At 70.2% G+C, this 16,908-nt stretch carries 13 protein-coding genes; 8 read left to right on the top strand and 5 right to left on the bottom strand.

Annotated features, from left to right (window positions below; all coding sequences use genetic code 11):
* Positions 1-322: 322 nt before the first annotated feature.
* A complete protein-coding gene (locus ACGFR9_RS06305) occupies positions 323-697 on the bottom strand; it encodes a WhiB family transcriptional regulator (RefSeq protein ID WP_030220323.1) in 375 nt (124 codons plus the stop codon).
* A 103-nt stretch (positions 698-800) separates the two neighbouring features.
* Positions 801-1,883, bottom strand: coding sequence for an endonuclease/exonuclease/phosphatase family protein (locus tag ACGFR9_RS06300; protein ID WP_393203448.1), 1,083 nt, complete (start codon positions 1,881-1,883; stop codon positions 801-803).
* Between the two features lie 87 nt (positions 1,884-1,970).
* Between ACGFR9_RS06300 and ACGFR9_RS06295 the strand changes: the two genes are divergently transcribed.
* Together ACGFR9_RS06295 and ACGFR9_RS06290 are read left to right on the top strand one after the other, a co-directional pair.
* On the top strand, positions 1,971-2,663 hold the full coding sequence (locus ACGFR9_RS06295; protein ID WP_393203446.1) for a response regulator transcription factor: 693 nt from the start codon (positions 1,971-1,973) through the stop codon (positions 2,661-2,663).
* Positions 2,656-3,741, top strand: a complete 1,086-nt coding sequence (locus tag ACGFR9_RS06290) for a sensor histidine kinase (RefSeq protein ID WP_393203444.1) — start codon at positions 2,656-2,658, stop codon at positions 3,739-3,741. The genes ACGFR9_RS06295 and ACGFR9_RS06290 overlap by 8 nt, the downstream gene beginning before the upstream one ends.
* An 8-nt stretch (positions 3,742-3,749) precedes the next feature.
* Here ACGFR9_RS06290 and ACGFR9_RS06285 read toward each other — a convergent pair whose 3' ends face one another.
* Entirely contained in the window at positions 3,750-4,445 is a 696-nt protein-coding gene (locus tag ACGFR9_RS06285) for a DUF1707 domain-containing protein (protein WP_393203442.1), read from the bottom strand.
* 159 nt (positions 4,446-4,604) lie between these two features.
* Here ACGFR9_RS06285 and ACGFR9_RS06280 point away from each other — a divergent pair, with 159 nt between their 5' ends.
* Positions 4,605-6,284: a fumarate hydratase gene (locus ACGFR9_RS06280; RefSeq protein WP_393203440.1), complete on the top strand. Its 1,680-nt coding sequence runs from the start codon at positions 4,605-4,607 to the stop codon at positions 6,282-6,284.
* A 13-nt stretch (positions 6,285-6,297) separates the two neighbouring features.
* Here the strand turns inward: ACGFR9_RS06280 and ACGFR9_RS06275 are convergent, their stop codons facing one another.
* Positions 6,298-7,524, bottom strand: a complete 1,227-nt coding sequence (locus ACGFR9_RS06275; protein WP_393203438.1) for an RNA-guided endonuclease InsQ/TnpB family protein — start codon at positions 7,522-7,524, stop codon at positions 6,298-6,300.
* 25 nt (positions 7,525-7,549) lie between these two features.
* Here ACGFR9_RS06275 and tnpA point away from each other — a divergent pair, with 25 nt between their 5' ends.
* The 5 genes from tnpA (at position 7,550) to ACGFR9_RS06250 (ending at position 14,311) form a co-directional block, all read left to right on the top strand.
* A complete protein-coding gene (gene tnpA / locus ACGFR9_RS06270) occupies positions 7,550-7,966 on the top strand; it encodes an IS200/IS605 family transposase (protein WP_393203436.1) in 417 nt (138 codons plus the stop codon).
* 292 nt (positions 7,967-8,258) lie between these two features.
* Positions 8,259-9,671 carry a M28 family peptidase gene (locus tag ACGFR9_RS06265; RefSeq protein ID WP_393203434.1) on the top strand — a complete coding sequence of 471 codons (1,413 nt, stop codon included), beginning with the start codon at positions 8,259-8,261 and terminating at the stop codon, positions 9,669-9,671.
* Positions 9,672-9,783: 112 nt separating this feature from the next.
* Positions 9,784-11,187, top strand: a complete 1,404-nt coding sequence (locus ACGFR9_RS06260) for a class II fumarate hydratase (RefSeq protein WP_393203432.1) — start codon at positions 9,784-9,786, stop codon at positions 11,185-11,187.
* Between the two features lie 73 nt (positions 11,188-11,260).
* On the top strand, positions 11,261-11,953 hold the full coding sequence (locus ACGFR9_RS06255) for a DUF402 domain-containing protein (protein WP_393203430.1): 693 nt from the start codon (positions 11,261-11,263) through the stop codon (positions 11,951-11,953).
* Between the two features lie 273 nt (positions 11,954-12,226).
* Positions 12,227-14,311 carry a SpoIIE family protein phosphatase gene (locus ACGFR9_RS06250; protein ID WP_393203428.1) on the top strand — a complete coding sequence of 695 codons (2,085 nt, stop codon included), beginning with the start codon at positions 12,227-12,229 and terminating at the stop codon, positions 14,309-14,311.
* 60 nt (positions 14,312-14,371) lie between these two features.
* On the opposite strand, the gene ACGFR9_RS06245 is transcribed toward ACGFR9_RS06250, so the two are convergent.
* The gene (locus tag ACGFR9_RS06245) at positions 14,372-16,657 is read right to left on the bottom strand and encodes a transglycosylase domain-containing protein (RefSeq protein ID WP_393203426.1); all 2,286 of its coding nucleotides are present in this window, start codon (positions 16,655-16,657) and stop codon (positions 14,372-14,374) included.
* Positions 16,658-16,908 lie beyond the last annotated feature (251 nt).

The raw sequence follows: 16,908 nt of genomic DNA, 5'->3' as shown, positions 1-16,908 counted from the left end.
TGGCTGAGCTGCCCGGTGTGACAGGTGTCCCCTGTGCGGAGGGGGCGCCTCGGGGGCGGGTGCGGGTGCGTTGTGGCTTGTCGCGCAGTTCCCCGCGCCCCTGAAGTTGGCTGAGCTGCCCGGCATGACCAGGCACCCCCGGTGTAGAGAGCGCCCGCGCGGCGGAGCCGCAGATGTCACAGTCCCGCGCCCCTGGGTTGGCTGAGCTGCCCGGCATGACCAGGCACCCCCGGGTGCAGGGAGCGCCCGCGCGGCGGAGCCGCAGATGTCACGGCACGCGTCCGCGTCGTGGGGGCGCGCTTGTCATGGCGAGGTGAGGGGGTCAGCCCGCTGCTGCTATGGGGCCCTGGCGGGGGGACTTCTTCAGTTCTATCTCGCGGCGCCTGCGGCGGGCCAGGACCACCCGGCGTTCCGCGGCGGTGAGGCCGCCCCAGACGCCGTAGGGCTCGGGCTGGAGCAGGGCGTGCTCGCGGCACTCGACCATCACGGGACAGCGGGCGCAGACGCGCTTCGCCGCCTCCTCGCGGGAGAGCCGGGCGGCCGTGGGTTCCTTCGAGGGTGCGAAGAACAGACCCGCCTCGTCGCGCCGGCACACCGCTTCGGTGTGCCAGGGGGCGTCCTGGTCCCTGTCCGGCGCTGCCGCTCGCCGGGCCGGAACGGCGGCTATCTGCAGGGACGAATGCGGCGGTTGCAGCACGGTCTACTCCTGACGACGGCTTCGCAAGCGAGACACGATGCAGCAAGGCTTACCCGATGTACGCGCGCCTATGCACTGAGCCATGGGCCGGGTCCGCGCGGGATCACCAGCCGATGCCGGCCGCCACCGGCAGATGGTCGCTGCCGGTGGCCGGCAGTACCCGGGAGCTCGTCGCCGTCACCCCGCGGACCAGGATGTGGTCGATCCGCGCCACCGGGAACCGGGCCGGCCAGGTGAAGCCGAAACCGTCCCCGGCCTCGGTCTGGACCGAGCGGAGGCCCGAGGTGACACCGTCGAGCGCGCGGTCGTCCGTCGTGCCGTTCAGGTCGCCGAGCAGCACCATCCGCTCGTTTCGTTCGGCGGCGACGGCCTCGGCGAGCGCCCGCGCGTTGCGGTCCCGGCTGTCCGTCCAGAAGCCCCCTCGGGGCATCAGCCGTACGGATCCCAGATGGGCCACGTACACGGCCAGCGGTCCCCGGTCCGTGGTCACCGTGGTGCGCAGGGCCCGGTTGGGGGCCCACGTGGTCCCGGCGGGTTTGGTGGCCCCCAGCGGTCCGGCGTCCAGGATGTTGATCGGCCGGGTCTCCGACAGCGGCAGCCTGCTCCACACCCCGACCGTGCCCTGCACCGTGTGGTACGGGTACGCCTCCGCCAGACCCTTCTCGTACGTGTCCACGGCCTCCGGGGTCAGCTCCACCAGGGCGAGGACGTCCGCCCCGGAGCCGGCCAGGTCGCGCGCGGTGCCCGCCGGATCGGGGTTGCCCGCGGCGACGTTGTGCTCCACCAGGGTGAGGTCCGTGTCCCCGGCCGGGTGGGACCTGTCGCCGAGCAGCCCGCCGAAGAGGCTCAGCCATGTCACGGCAGGCAGCAGCAGCGCGACCACCGCGGAGGCCGACCGCCGCCACAGCGCCCCGGCGAGCAGCAGGGGGACGAGCAGGCCGAACCACGGCAGGAAGGTCTCCACCAGGCTGCCGAGACCCGCACGGTCCGTGATCCACGCGTGCAGCGACAGGAGCAGACCCAGCAGCACCGCGCACACCGCGAGCACCGGGCCGCGCTTCCAGGGGCCGGGCGTGGCAAGGGCGCGCACCGCCCGGCGCAGGGCGGATGGTGCTTCGTCGGCGGAGGGCTGGACGGGCCGGGCTGCCGGGGGCGCCTGCTCGTTCACTCGTGCGGGTGAATGCATGCCGCCAGTCAAGGCGGCCCCGTGTTGCCGGCACGTATGCGGTTTTCGATACGCCGGCGATATACGACCGCTCGTAGCCTGGGAGCCATGCGTGTGCTGATCGTCGAGGACGAGCCCTACATGGCGGAAGCCATCCGCGACGGTCTGCGGCTGGAGGCCATCGCCGCCGACATCGCGGGCGACGGCGACACCGCGCTGGAGCTGCTGAGCGTCAACACGTACGACATCGCCGTCCTCGACCGTGACATCCCCGGGCCCTCCGGTGACGAGATCGCGATGGGCATCGTCGCCTCCGGCAGCGGGATGCCGATCCTGATGCTCACCGCGGCCGACCGTCTCGACGACAAGGCGTCCGGGTTCGGTCTCGGCGCCGACGACTACCTCACGAAACCCTTCGAACTGCGGGAGCTCGCGCTGAGGCTCAGGGCGCTCGACCGCAGGCGTGCGCACACCCGGCCCCCGGTGCGGGAGATCGCGGGGCTGCGCGTGGACCCGTTCCGCCGCGAGGTCTACCGGGACGGGCGCTATGTGGCGCTCACCCGTAAGCAGTTCGCGGTGCTCGAGGTCCTCGTCGCCGCGAACGGCGGTGTCGTCAGCGCCGAGACGCTCCTGGAGCGGGCCTGGGACGAGAACGCCGACCCGTTCACCAACGCCGTACGCATCACCGTCTCCGCGCTGCGCAAGCGGCTCGGCGAACCCTGGATCATCGCCACCGTGCCCGGCGTCGGCTACCGCATCGACACCAGGGACGCCGCGGATCAGGGAGAGGGCGGTGGATAGGCGCCCCGGGCTGAGCGTCCGGCTCAAGCTCACCCTCAGCTATGCCGGGTTCGTCATGCTCGCCGGGGCGCTGCTGCTCGCCGCCGTGGGTGTGTTCCTGGTGCGCCAGGGATGGCTGCAGACCAATGAGCAGGGCGCGTGGCAAGTCGGTCCGGGCATCAGCTTCATCCGCGGTTTTACGCCCGTGGCGGCCTGGCTCATGCTGTTCCTGCTGGTGTTCGGCCTCCTCGGGGGCTGGCTCCTCTCCGGGCGCATGCTCGCTCCGCTGGCCCGTATCACCGACGCCACCCGCACGGCCGCGACGGGGTCGCTCTCGCACCGCGTCCGGCTGCCGGGCCGCCAGGACGAGTTCCGCGAACTCGCCGACGCCTTCGACGCGATGCTCGCCCGGCTGGAGGCACACCTCGCCGAGCAGCAGAGATTCGCGGCCAACGCCTCACACGAACTGCGCACCCCGCTGGCCATCTCGAAGTCGCTCCTCGACGTGGCCCGCACCGACCCGTCACAGGACACCGGCGAGATCCTGGACCGCCTCCAGGCCGTCAACACCCGGGCCATCGACCTCACCGAGGCGCTGCTCCTGCTCAGCCGGGCCAACCGGCAGTCCTTCACCCGGGAACACGTGGATCTGTCCCTCCTCGCGGAGGAGGCCGCCGAAACACTCCTCCCCCTCGCCGAGAAGCACGGAGTCACCCTGGCGACCGACGGCGACATCACGCCCACGATCGGCTCCCCGGCGCTCCTGCTGCAGCTGACCACGAACCTCATGCACAACGCGATCGTCCACAACCTGCCGGAGCGGGGCAGCGTGTGGGTGAGCACCGGGATCCGCCCGACGAGCGTGGTGCTCACCGTCGAGAACACCGGCGAGCGGGTCGCCCCGGAGCGGGTCCCGACCCTCACCGAGCCGTTCCAGCGCGGCACCGAGCGCGTCCACACCGATCACGCGGGGGTCGGCCTCGGACTGGCCATCGTCAGGTCCATCACCCAGGCGCACGGCGGAACGCTCACCCTCGTCCCGCGCCCCGCCGGCGGACTCCGCATCACGGTCGAACTGCCGGCGGCGCCACGGCCGTAGGACAGCCCTCAGTGGCCCAGATGCCTGCGCATGCTCCTGTCGACCTTGCGCTGCACCCGGTCCAGGATGTCCGCCACCAGCCGGCCGCGCTTGGGCCGCGCCTCGATGCTGCCCAGCACCGCCCAGCCGTCGACGAAGACCACCGGGGCCTCGTCATCGGTCGCGTTGAGCGTGTCCACCTCGAAGGAGCCGAGCACGCCGCCGCCCATGCCGCGCAGCGACACGTTCTCCGGGACGCGGATGTCGACGCTGCCGAAGACGGCATACGACTTGATCATGACCTGCTGGTGGTCGAACAGCGCCTCGCTGAGATCGATGTCGACACTGCCGAAGATCGCGTACGCGTGGATCCGGCGGCCCGTGCGCCAGCGGCCCTTGCGGGCGGCGGCGCTGAACACCGCGACGACGTTGTCATCCGCGTCCATCGGTATCGCGCCCGTCGTGGGGCGGCTGGGCGCGGAGGCGGGGGCCGTGCGCCGCTGGTGGGCTATCGGCAGGTCCCGGACGAACACGTCCAGCTCGCCGACCGTCTTCGCGGCCAGCACACCCTCGACGCGCTCGGCGTGCTCGTCGGCGGTCAGCCGGCCCTCGGCGAGGGCCTCGCGCAGGAGGTCGGCGATACGGTCCCGGTCGGCGTCGGAGGCGCGCAGCTCGGCCGTCCGCGGTGCCGTGTCCGGCTGCTGGGCGTGCTTCTGAAGGTCCACGGCAGCAGCGTACCGAAACGCGATAGATCGCGACTACCCCCGTGCGGGGGACAACTCGGGGAACAACTGAGGACAACCTCACAAGTTCACCGCCGGCGGCAGGTCCTACGCTGGTGAGCGCCCGCCGATGGAGGCGGGCGGTCTTCCGTCGAGTGAGGAATGGGCGAGATGCCTGAGTTCGAGTACGCCGATCTGCTCCCCATGGGAGAGGACACCACCCCCTACCGGCTGGTGACCTCCGAAGGTGTCTCCACCTTCGAGGCCGACGGACGGACGTTCCTCAAGGTGGAGCCGGAAGCGCTGCGCAAGCTCGCCGAGGAGGCCGTCCACGACATCCAGCACTATCTGCGCCCCGCCCACCTGGCGCAGCTGCGCCGCATCATCGACGACCCCGAGGCGTCGTCCAACGACAAGTTCGTGGCGCTTGACCTGCTGAAGAACGCGAACATCGCGGCGGCGGGCGTGCTGCCGATGTGCCAGGACACCGGTACGGCGATCGTCATGGGCAAGCGCGGGCAGAACGTGCTGACGTCCGGGCGCGACGAGGAGGCCCTGAGCAAGGGCATCTACGACGCCTACAAGAACCTGAACCTGCGCTACTCCCAGATGGCTCCGCTCACCATGTGGGAGGAGAGGAACACCGGTTCCAACCTCCCGGCGCAGATCGAGCTGTACGCCACCGACGGCGGCGCCTACAAGTTCCTCTTCATGGCGAAGGGCGGCGGCTCGGCCAACAAGTCGTTCCTCTACCAGGAGACGAAGGCCGTCCTGAACGAGGCCTCCATGATGAAGTTCCTGGAGGAGAAGATCCGTTCGCTGGGTACGGCCGCCTGTCCCCCGTACCACCTGGCGATCGTCGTCGGCGGTACGTCGGCCGAGTACGCGCTGAAGACCGCGAAGTACGCCTCCGCGCACTACCTGGACGAGATCCCCTCCGAGGGATCGGCGCTCGGGCACGGCTTCCGGGACAAGGAGCTGGAGGAGAAGGTCTTCGAGCTGACCCAGCGGATCGGGATCGGGGCGCAGTTCGGCGGCAAGTACTTCTGCCACGACGTGCGGGTGGTGCGGCTGCCCCGGCACGGGGCGTCGTGTCCGGTCGCCATCGCCGTGTCCTGCTCGGCGGACCGACAGGCCGTCGCGAAGATCACCGCCGAGGGTGTGTTCCTGGAGCAGCTGGAGACGGATCCGGCGCGGTTCCTGCCGGAGACCACGGATGAGCAGCTGGACGACTCGGGCGACGCCGTCAAGATCGATCTCAATCAGCCGATGGCCGACATCCTCGCCGAGCTGACCAAGTACCCCGTCAAGACGCGGCTGTCGCTGAGCGGGCCGCTGGTCGTGGCGCGGGACATCGCGCACGCGAAGATCAAGGAGCGGCTGGACGCGGGGGAGTCCATGCCGCAGTACCTGAAGGATCATCCCGTGTACTACGCCGGGCCCGCCAAGACGCCCGAGGGGTACGCGTCGGGGTCGTTCGGGCCGACGACGGCCGGGCGGATGGACTCGTACGTCGAGCAGTTCCAGGCGGCGGGCGGGTCCAAGGTGATGCTGGCGAAGGGGAACCGGTCCCAGCAGGTCACTTCCGCGTGTGACGCGCACGGGGGGTTCTATCTGGGGTCCATCGGTGGGCCTGCGGCCCGGCTGGCTCAGGACTGCATCAAGAAGGTGGAGGTCGTCGAGTACGAGGAGCTGGGGATGGAGGCGGTGTGGCGGATCGAGGTGGAGGACTTCCCCGCGTTCATCGTCGTCGACGACAAGGGGAATGACTTCTTCCAGGATCCTTCGCCGCAGCAGCCGACGTTCACGTCGATTCCCGTGCGGGGGCCCGGGCTGGTTTGACATCCTCCCCGGCCTAAAGGCCGGGGATTCCCGCCTGCTCCCACCGGATGGGTGAGGGCTTCGGGTGGGTTCCTGCTTCGCTGCGCTGTGCCGGTACGAGTACCGGTCTTACCTGCGCTCCACAGGCTGACACCGCCAGTCCGGCGGCCTTGGCGACGTTGACCGCCGCGTTGATGTCCCGGTCCAGGACGGCCCCGCAGGCTCCGCAGGTCCACACACGGATGTGCAGGGGCTTGGGGCCGTCCTTGACGCCGCACTGCGAGCACACCTGAGACGTGGGCTCGAAGCGGCCGATCCGGGCGAAGGTGCGCCCGTACCGGGCGGCCTTGTACTCCAGCATTCCGACGAACGCCGACCAGCCGGCGTCGTGAACGGACTTGGCCAGGCGTGTACGCGCGAGTCCTTTAACCGACAGGTCTTCCACGGCGACCGCTTGGTTCTCGCGGATCAGCTTGGTGGAGAGTTGGTGGTGGAACTCGCGGCGCGCGTCGGCCACCCGTGCGTGAGCGCGGGCGGCCTTCAGCCGGGCCTTGTCCCGGTTGCGGGAGCCCTTGTCCTTGCGCGAGAGAGCGCGCTGCGCCTTCTTCAGGCGTTTCTCGGCCCGGCGCAGGAAGCGCGGGCTGTCGATCTTTGTGCCGTCCGAGAGGATCGCGAAGTGGGTCAGGCCCAGGTCAATGCCGACCACGTTGTCCGTGGCGGCCAACGTCTCGGGCCCGGTCTCGACCACAAACGAGGCGAAGTACCGGCCCGCACTGTCCTTGACCACCGTCACCGTGGACGGCGTCGACGGCAGCGTGCGCGACCACTTCACCTTCAGATCGCCGATCTTCGGCAGGCGCAGCTTCTGCCCCGGGGTGATCGACCAGCGGGCGTTCGCCGTGAACCGCACCGCTTGTCTGGTGTCCTTCCGCGACTTGCACCGGGGCGCACCCATGCGCGGGCGCTTGCCCTTCAGCCCGTCGAAGAAGTTCCGGTACGCCGTGTCCAGGTCGCGCAGGGACTGCTGGAGGACGACCGCCGACACCTCGCCGAGCCAGGCCCGTTCCGGGGTGTTCTTCGCCTCGGTGATGAGCTGCTTCGACAGGTCGCCGGTCTTCGGGAACGGCATGCCTTCGCTGCGTGCGGTCTCCCGAGCCCTGAGAGCGTCGTTGTAGACCACCCGCGCACACCCGAACGCCCTCGCCAACGCACTGCGCTGACCGGCGCTCGGGTACAAGCGGAAGCTGTACCGAAGCTGCACGCGGATCACGCTACACAGTTGGTTTATGAGTATCGATGAGAACGTTCGTACAGGTCGTCACTGTGTCTTCCGTATGCATGTCCACTTGGTTTTCGTGACGAAGTACCGACACAAGGTGTTCTCCGACCGACACTTGACGCGGTGCGAGGAGATCATGCGTGCCGTGTGCGAGGACTTCGAGGCCGAGCTGGTCGAGTTCAACGGCGAGAACAATCACGTCCACCTGCTCGTGAACTTCCCGCCGAAGGTCGCCGTGTCCAAGCTGGTCAACAGCCTCAAGGGCGTCTCCTCCCGGCGGCTGCGCCAGGAGTTCCCCGACCTCGTCCGCCACTACTGGCGGGCACAACGGCTCTGGTCCGGCTCGTACTTCGCCGGGTCGGTCGGCGGGGCGCCGCTCAGCATCGTGAAGCAGTACATCGAGCAGCAGAACCGGCCGCTCTGACCTGGGCTGAGGTGAACAGCGCGGATCCGTGCGCACAGCTGAGGTCAGAGCAGCTCTCAGATTCGCTTCACCACCGGGCTGAAGCCCGGTGGTGAAGCGAATAGTCCCGGTAGCGCGCGTTCGCTCCGCGGGGCGGCGGGGGCGAAACCCCTCTCCGCATAGCGGACTTCGTGTACTGCTTTCGGACAACCTCGTCGCCAGCCCGCCCGTTCCGTTGACTCGCTCAACCAACACTGTGAGTCTTCTCGGCGCTCCGACATGCACATGCCATGTCACTCCCCGAGGAGACCAGGTGAACCGAAGACTCGCCATCGCGGGCATCGCCCTCGCCGTCGTGCTCGGCGGCGGCCCACTCCCCGCCGCGGCCACCACCCCCACCGCGGACACCCTCGCCGCACCCGACGTCGACGTGAACAAGGTGAAGGCGCACCTCACCGAACTCAGCGCCATCGCCTCCAGGAACGGCGGCAACCGCCGCTCCACGAACCAGGGTTACGACGACTCCGTCGCCTATGTGAAGGGCAGGCTGCAGGCCGCCGGCTACACCGTCACCGAGCAGCCCTGCACCTCCGGCTGCACCAGCGGCGCCGGGCCCAATCTGATCGCCGAGTGGCCCAAGGGTGACGCCGGCAACGTGTACATGTTCGGCGCCCACCTCGACAGCGTCACGGCCGGCCCCGGTATGAACGACAACGGCTCCGGCTCCGCCGCCCTGCTCGAGAACGCCCTGACGCTCGCCCAGCAGAACCCGGCCATGCGGGGCCGGGTCCGCTTCGCCTGGTGGACCGACGAGGAGCAGGGGCTCAACGGGTCCGACTTCTATGTGCGTTCACTGTCCTCGACCGAGCGTTCGAAGATCAAGGCCTACTACAACTTCGACATGATCGCCTCCACCAACGGCGGTTACTTCATCAACCACATCACCTCCTCGGCCGCCGCGCCGATGAAGGCGTACTGGGACTCGCTGGGCCTCCAGCCCGAGGAGAACACCGAGGGCGCCGGCCGCAGCGACGACTACTCGTTCGAGCAGTACTCCATCCCCACCTCCGGTTACGCGATGGGCGCCAGCGCGCGGAAGACCTCCGCACAGGCCGCCAAGTGGGGCGGGACGGCGAGCCGGGCCTACGACCCCTGCTACCACTCCTCCTGCGACACACTCACCAACATCAACACCACCGGCCTGGACCGCGCGTCCGACGGCATCGCGTACACCCTGTGGCAGCGGGCCGTGGACACCGGCACCGGCAGCACCTGCGACACCGCCGGAGTGGTAGCCAACGGCGGTTTCGAGAGCGGGACTTCGCCGTGGACCGGGAGTACCGGAGCCATCGGCGCGCACTCGGGCCAGTCCGCCCACACCGGCACCCGGTTCGCCTGGCTGTCGGGGTACGGCTCGACCCGTACCGAGTCGATCAGCCAGTCGGTGACCGTGCCGGCCGGGTGCGCGCGGGCCGAGCTGCGCTACTGGCTGCACATCGACACCGACGAGACCGGTTCGACGCCGTACGACCGGTTCACGGTGAAGGCCGGCTCCACCACGCTCGCCACGCTGTCCAACGCCGACGCCGGCAGCGGCTACGCGCAGCGGTCGGTGGACCTGTCGGCGTACGCGGGCCAGACGGTCACCCTGACCTTCACCGGCACCGAGGACTCCTCTCTGCAGACGGGCTTCGTCGTGGACGACGTCACCCTGGAGAGCGACTGACCACCCCCCACGGGTGCTCCGCCCCGCCGTGATCCCTTTGCGGCGGGGCGGCGGCCTTCGTACGGGAATACGCTCGTCGGGGACCGCTGCTGTGCTCTTCGGAGGTACGACGATGACGACCACGGACGACGACCGGCACTACCGCGTCGAGCACGACTCCATGGGGGAGGTGAGGGTACCGGCCGACGCCAAGTGGCGCGCGCAGACGCAGCGCGCCGTGGAGAACTTCCCCGTCTCCGGGCAGCGCCTGGAGCGCGCCCACATCGAGGCCCTCGCCCGGATCAAGGGCGCCGCCGCGAAGGTGAACGCCCGGCTGGGCGTGCTGGACGAGGACATCGCGGAGGCGATCCAGGAGGCGGCCGGCGAGGTCGCCGAGGGGCGCTGGGACGAGCACTTCCCGGTGGACGTGTTCCAGACCGGTTCAGGGACCTCGTCCAACATGAACACCAACGAGGTCGTCGCCACGCTCGCCACCGAGCGGCTGGGACGGGACGTGCACCCTAACGACCACGTCAACGCCTCCCAGTCGTCCAACGACGTCTTCCCCTCGTCGATCCACATCGCCGCGACCGCCGCCGTCACCCGTGATCTGATCCCGGCGCTCGGCCATCTCGCCGCGGCCCTGGAGCGCAAGGCGGAGGAGTTCGCCGACGTGGTGAAGTCCGGACGTACGCATCTGATGGACGCCACACCGGTCACGCTGGGCCAGGAGTTCGGCGGGTACGCGGCCCAGGTGCGGTACGGGATCGAGCGGCTGAACGCCTCGCTGCCCCGTCTCGCCGAGCTGCCGCTGGGCGGCACCGCCGTCGGTACCGGCATCAATACCCCGCCCGGGTTCTCCGCCGCCGTGATCGAGGAGGTCGCCCGCGCGACCGGGCTGCCGCTGACCGAGGCACGCGACCACTTCGAGGCGCAGGGCGCCCGGGACGGCATCGTGGAGACCAGCGGGCAGCTGCGGACCATCGCCGTCGGGCTGACGAAGATCGCCAACGATCTGCGGTGGATGGCGTCCGGGCCGCGCACCGGTCTCGCGGAGATCAGCCTGCCCGACCTGCAGCCCGGCTCCTCGATCATGCCCGGCAAGGTCAACCCGGTGATCCCGGAGGCCGTGCTCATGGTGTGCGCGCAGGTCACCGGCAACGACGCGACGGTGGCCACGGCGGGCGCCTCCGGGAACTTCGAGCTCAACGTGATGCTGCCGGTCATCGCCAAGAACGTCCTGGAGTCGGTGCGGCTGCTCGCGAACGTGTCCCGGCTGCTCGCCGACCGCACGGTCGACGGCGTCGTCGCGGACCGCGAACGCGCCCGGGAGTACGCCGAGTCCTCGCCGTCCGTGGTCACCCCGCTCAACAAGTACATCGGCTACGAGGAGGCCGCCAAGGTCGCCAAGAAGTCACTGGCCGAGCGGAGGACCATCCGTCAGGTGGTCCTGGAGGGCGGCTACGTCGAACGCGGCGACCTCACCGTCGAGCAGCTCGACGCGGCGCTGAATGTCCTGCGGATGACAAGGCCGTGAAACGGCTCCCCGGTGCGTGTGAACCGTGACGGGGAAAGCGGCGTCGTATGGCCATGGCACCTAATATCTGGCCATGGCGGAGGGCGGAGCGACTGTGCGCGAGGACACCGACGGAACGACGGGCCACTGGGCGCCCGGGACACGGATCCTGTGGCGGTACCGGGAGAACGGCGGCCCGCGCTTCCACATCGCGCGCCCCGTCACGGTCGTACGCGACGACGACGGGCTGCTCGCGGTGTGGATGGCGCCCGGGACCGAGTGTGTGAAGCCGGTGCTCGCCGACGGGTCGCCCGTGCACCAGGAGCCGCTGGGCACCCGGTACACCAAGCCGCGCACGGTGCGGCGGGACCGCTGGTCCGGCACCGGTGTGCTGAAGCTGGTCCGGCCCGGCGAGCCCTGGTCGGTGTGGCTGTTCTGGAATCCGGGCTGGCGGTTCAAGAACTGGTACGTGAACCTGGAGGAGCCGATGGTCCGTTGGGCGGGCGGGGTGGACTCCGAGGATCACTTCCTGGACATCTCCGTGCACCCGGACCGCACCTGGCGCTGGCTCGACGAGGACGAGTTCGCGCAGGCCCGGCGGGACGGTCTGGTGGACTCCGCGCTGGCCAAAAGGGTGCGGGAGGCCGGGCGGGCCGCGGTGGCGGTGATCGGGGCCTGGGGGCCGCCGTTCTCGGACGGGTGGGAGAACTGGCGCCCCGATCCGTCGTGGGCGGTACCGTCACTGCCACAGGACTGGGACCGCACTCCCGCGCAAGTGTCCTCGTGAGACCCTTGCTGCACCCCCGGGCGGGAAACGTAGGATCGTCCTCCGCACGGCGCGGGGCAGCAACCACCGGAGAGCAGAACGGGCTTGACCGATCGTCACCGAGGGGCGGCAGGACGTGAGCGAGGGGTACGGAATCACCGGCGCCGGCGGGCATCAGCCGGCCGGCGCAGCAGGCACAACCTCTGACCACGCGGGAAATCCGTTCCGGGGGCAGGTATTCCGGGTATCGGAGTTTCGGCGGGACGAACCGCGCGCACGGCGTGCGCCGGACGGATGGACTCGACACGCGTGACGGAGCAGCCGACCTCCTTCGAGCGCCCGCAGCCGGGCGCCGACCCCGCGGATCCTCGCGGGGCGCTCCTGCGTGTACCGGGCACCGGAGCCGCTTTACCTCTGCAGAGCCGTTCCGGCGGTGAGCCTCCCGCCTCGCCGGACACCGTGACACCCGGCGGTGCCGGGCAGGACCCGGCGACGGAGGCCGGCTCCGAGCACTCCCAGCCGGGCGCCGGCCAGGGCGCCGGCCCCGACACCCACCGGCCGCGTCCGGCACCGGAGGGCATCCCGGTGCAGCCGGCCGCCGATCACGGGCGGCCGGACAGCCGGGAGCGCCGTACGGGACAGATCGCCGCGCCGGGCCGGCCCACGCCGATGCGGCGGGACGGGGACCGGCTGCGGTTCGTGGGCGCCGCGACCCGGCGGATCGCCCGCGGTATCGACCTGGACGAGATCGTGATGGGGCTGTGCCGGGCCACCGTGCCCACCTTCTCCGACGCGATCCTGGTCTATCTGCGCGATCCGCTGCCGGTCGGCGACGAGCGGCCCACGGGCCCGCTGGTGCTGCGGCTGCGCCGCACCGACCGGATCCCAACCGAGCGGGACACCGAGGGCGGGTTCGCCCCGATCGCCCCGCCGGAGCAGCCGTCCGAGCTGGACTCGGTCGGCGCGGAGCTGTGCACCGTACGGCCCGGCAGTGCGCTCGCCGAGGTGCTGCGCGGGGTGCGGCCGGTGTTCACGGACGCGCCCGCCGCGCGGGCCGCGCTGCCCGAACTACTCGGCGAGGAGGGCGCGTCGGCCGTACCGGACGGGCAGCGGGCGGTCCTCGCGCCGCTGCGCGGGCGGCGGCGGGTGATCGGCGCGGCGCTGTTCCTGCGCCGTCCGGAGCGCATCCCGTTCGAGGCCGACGATCTGCTGGTCGCCGCCCAGCTCGCCACGCACAGCGCCCTGGGCATCGACAAGGCGGTGCTGTACGGGCGCGAGGCGTACATCGCGGACGAGCTGCAGCGCACGATGCTGCCGGAGAACCTGCCGCACTGCACCGGCGTACGGCTGGCGTCCCGGTATCTGCCGGCCGCCGAGACCGCGCGGGTGGGCGGCGACTGGTACGACGCGATCCCGCTGCCCGGCAGCAGGGTCGCGCTGGTCGTCGGTGACGTCATGGGGCACTCCATGACCTCGGCGGCGATCATGGGCCAGCTGCGTACCACCGCGCAGACCCTCGCCGGGCTCGATCTGCCGCCGCAGGAGGTGCTGCACCACCTCGACGAACAGGCTCAGCGGCTCGGCGTGGACCGCATGGCGACCTGCCTCTACGCGGTGTACGACCCGGTAGCGCACCGCATCACCATCGCCAACGCCGGCCATCCGCCGCCGGTCCTGCTGGAGCTGGGCGGCCGCGCCGAGGTGCTGCGGGTGCCCGCGGGCGCGCCGATCGGTGTGGGCGGGGTGGACTTCGAGGCCGTGGAGCTGGACGCGCCCGCGGGGGCGACCCTGCTGCTGTACACCGACGGTCTGGTGGAGTCCCGGCTGCGGGACGTGTGGACCGGGATCGAGCAGTTGCGGGAGAAGCTCGCCGCGACCGCGCAGCTGACCGGCCCCGACCATCCGCCGCCGCTCGAGGCGCTGTGCGACGAGGTGCTGGACATGCTCGGTCCGGGCGACCGGGACGACGACATCGCGCTGCTCGCCGCCCGCTTCGACGGGATCGCGCCGAGCGATGTGGCGTACTGGTTCCTGGAGCCGGAGGACGCGGCCCCCGGCCGGGCCCGCCGCCTCGCCCGGCGGGCGCTGTCCCGCTGGGGCATGGAGGAGCTGAGCGACTCGGTGGAGCTGCTGGTCAGCGAGGTGGTGACGAACGCGGTGCGGTATGCGACGCGGCCGGTCACACTGCGGCTGCTGCGTACCGACGTGCTGCGCTGCGAGGTCGGTGACGACGTGCCGCAGCTGCCCCGGCTGCGGCAGGCGCGCGCCACGGACGAGGGCGGGCGCGGGCTGTATCTGGTGAACCGGCTGGCCCGGCGCTGGGGCGCGACCCGGCTGAGCACGGGCAAGGTGGTGTGGTTCGAGCTGAACCGCGGCTGAACGGGCGTACGAGAAGGGGCGCCCGGTGTGCTGGTCACACCGGGCGCCCCTTTTCGTCGTCTACCGTTCCGCGTCGGCGTTCTCCGGGTCGTCGCCGCCACCCGGGGCCTCGGTGGTCGGCGGTCCGGAGGTGGGCGGGGTCGGCGGCGCCTCCGACGTCGGCGGCGGGCTCGGTGCCTCGGACGTCGGCGGTGCGGAGGTCTCCGGCGGCGCCTCGGTGGTCGGTGCCTCGCTCGTCGGCTCGTTGCTCGGCGTCCGGGACGGCGACTGCGACACCGACGGGGACTTGCTCGGCTTCACCGCGGCACCCTGCTTGGTGTCCAGGTCGAACTTGGTGACCTCGTCCATGACACCGAAGGTGTACGCGGCCCAGATCTCCGCCGGGGGGCCACCGCCGTTGACGCGGTAGTCGACGCCGGCCGCCTCGTACATCGGGACCTGCTTGCCGCTCTTGGGGTCCTCGCCGAACAGGCCGACCGAGGTGACCAGTTCGGGGGTGAAGCCGGTGAACCAGGCCGACTTGTTGTTGTCGGACGTACCCGTCTTGCCGGCGACCACCTGGCCGTCGCGCAGCGGGTTCTCCTTCACGGACACCCGGGCCGTACCGTCGTCGACCACACCGGTCAGTACGGAGGTCACCGTGTCGGCGGCCTCGCGGCTGATCACCTGGTCGCCGATCGGGTCCGGGAACTCGACCTGGCGGTCCTTGTGTTCGACCGACTTCACGACCGCGGGGGTGACCTTCTTGCCATGGTTGTCGAGGGTGGCGTAGACGCCGGCCATCTCCAGCGGGCTCGCGCCCATGGTGCCGAGGGTCTGCGCGGGCAGCGGGGCCATGCCCTCGGTCTCCATGCCGAGTTCGCCCGCGACCTTCACCACCTCGGTCATGCCGACGTCGATGCCCATCTGCGCGAAGACCGAGTTGACGGACTTGTTCATCGACTCCTGGACGTCGATGTCGCCGTAGTCCCGGTCGTCCTCGTTGGGCGGTGAGAAGCCGACCTTCCTGGTGCCGTCCATCACGGGGCGCCCGCTGGTGCCGTCGTACAGCGTGTTCGCCGTGATCGGCACGCCGTCCTGGGTCTCGGCGTCCTGGTCCACGGCCGCGGCGAGGATCACCGGCTTGAAGGTGGAGGCGGGCTGGTAGTCGTCGCGGGTGGCGTTGTTGCGGTAGTGCTTGACGTAGTCCACGCCGCCGTACATCGCCACGACCGCGCCCGTCTTCGGGTTCACGGAGACGGCGCCGGCCTGGACGTCGGCGTCGACGTCGCGCTTCTTCGGGTCGAGTTTGCTGGTGAGCTTCTCCTTGACCGCCTGCTCCAGCGCCTTCTGCTTCTTCTTGTCGATGTTCAGCGTGATGGTGTAGCCGCCGAGGTCGACCATGGCCTTGGCCTGTTCCAGGTCCTCGGCGGTGCCCTGGTCGACGAGCCGCTGCTTGAGCGCGGCGTTGGCGGCCTCGACCAGGTAACCGGTCTGGCCCTCGAGACCGGGGGCGGCCTTCGGCTCCTTGGGAACCGGGAACTTCAGGCCCTGGCGGTCGGCCCCGTCCAGCCAGTCCTGCTCGACCATGTTGTCCAGGACGTAGTTCCAGCGCTCCTGGACGAGCCGCTTGCCGGTGTCGCTGGCGATCGCCCAGTCGTACTGGTTCGGCGCCTGGAGCAGTGCGGCGAGGTACGCGCCCTGCTGGACGTTCAGGTCCTCGGCGTCGACACGGTAGTAGGCCTGCGCGGCGGCCTGGATTCCGTAGGCGCCGCGGCCGTAGTAGCTGGTGTTGATGTAGCCGGCGAGGATGTAGTCCTTGGACTTCTCCCGGTCCAGCTTCAGGGAGATGACCAGTTCCTTGAGCTTGCGGGTGACGGTCTGTTCCTGCGTCAGGTAGTAGTTCTTGACGTACTGCTGGGTGATCGTCGAACCGCCCTGCGCGCCCTTGCCCGAGACCGTGTTGAGCAGACCGCGCGCGGTGCCCCTGAGGTCGACGCCGGAGTCCTTGTAGAAGGACTTGTTCTCGGCGGCGACGAAGGTGCGCTGGACTTCCTTGGGCACCTTGGCGAGGTCGACGATCTCGCGGTTGTAGCCCCGGCGGGCCATGATCGAACCGTCGCTGTACTTGTAGACGTTGCCCTGGAGTTCGGCGTCGGCGTTCCCCTCGGGGATGTCGATCACCATGTACAGCACGATGAAGGCGCCCATGCCGAGCAGGCAGAGGCCGAGGAACGTGCCGAGGATCTTCTTCCAGGTGAAGAGGCGGCGTATGCCGCTGCGGCCGGTCCCGTCCGAGGAGCGGCCCTGGGGTGCCGCTCGGCGCCCACCGCGCTGTCGTGCGCGTCTTTCTTCCGCTCGTCCCATGCGTCCGTTCCGCTCCGCTTCGTTCGTGTGTGCTCAGCCGCCACACCAGTTCGCCGCCGAGGCCAGCTTGGAAAGCTAACACCGCCGGCTGTGACAAAGGGCGGCCGATCCGGCCTTTACGGGCGTGACAATCAGCACCCGCACCACTGGAACCGACGTTCGAAGGGGGTCCAAGGTTGCCACGATCGGGTAATGTGTTATCACTTAGCTAGGAAGACGCTAGCCGTTCGGTGGCGTCCGGAGAAACGGGG

It is taken from the genome of Streptomyces sp. NPDC048584, assembly GCF_043199595.1.
Classification (GTDB): domain Bacteria; phylum Actinomycetota; class Actinomycetes; order Streptomycetales; family Streptomycetaceae; genus Streptomyces; species Streptomyces edwardsiae.
The sequence above is the reverse complement of the archived record's forward strand: the minus strand, read 5'-3'. Positions and strand labels throughout refer to the sequence as shown.

Coding starts and splice junctions, on each gene's coding strand:
- ACGFR9_RS06300 (WP_393203448.1), bottom strand. CDS start 1,883: ATGCATTCACCCGCACGAGTGAACGAGCAGGCGCCCCCGGCAGCCCGG.
- ACGFR9_RS06295 (WP_393203446.1), top strand. CDS start 1,971: ATGCGTGTGCTGATCGTCGAGGACGAGCCCTACATGGCGGAAGCCATC.
- ACGFR9_RS06280 (WP_393203440.1), top strand. CDS start 4,605: ATGGGCGAGATGCCTGAGTTCGAGTACGCCGATCTGCTCCCCATGGGA.
- tnpA (WP_393203436.1), top strand. CDS start 7,550: ATGAGTATCGATGAGAACGTTCGTACAGGTCGTCACTGTGTCTTCCGT.
- ACGFR9_RS06260 (WP_393203432.1), top strand. CDS start 9,784: ATGACGACCACGGACGACGACCGGCACTACCGCGTCGAGCACGACTCC.
- ACGFR9_RS06255 (WP_393203430.1), top strand. CDS start 11,261: ATGGCGGAGGGCGGAGCGACTGTGCGCGAGGACACCGACGGAACGACG.
- ACGFR9_RS06250 (WP_393203428.1), top strand. CDS start 12,227: ATGGACTCGACACGCGTGACGGAGCAGCCGACCTCCTTCGAGCGCCCG.
- ACGFR9_RS06245 (WP_393203426.1), bottom strand. CDS start 16,657: ATGGGACGAGCGGAAGAAAGACGCGCACGACAGCGCGGTGGGCGCCGA.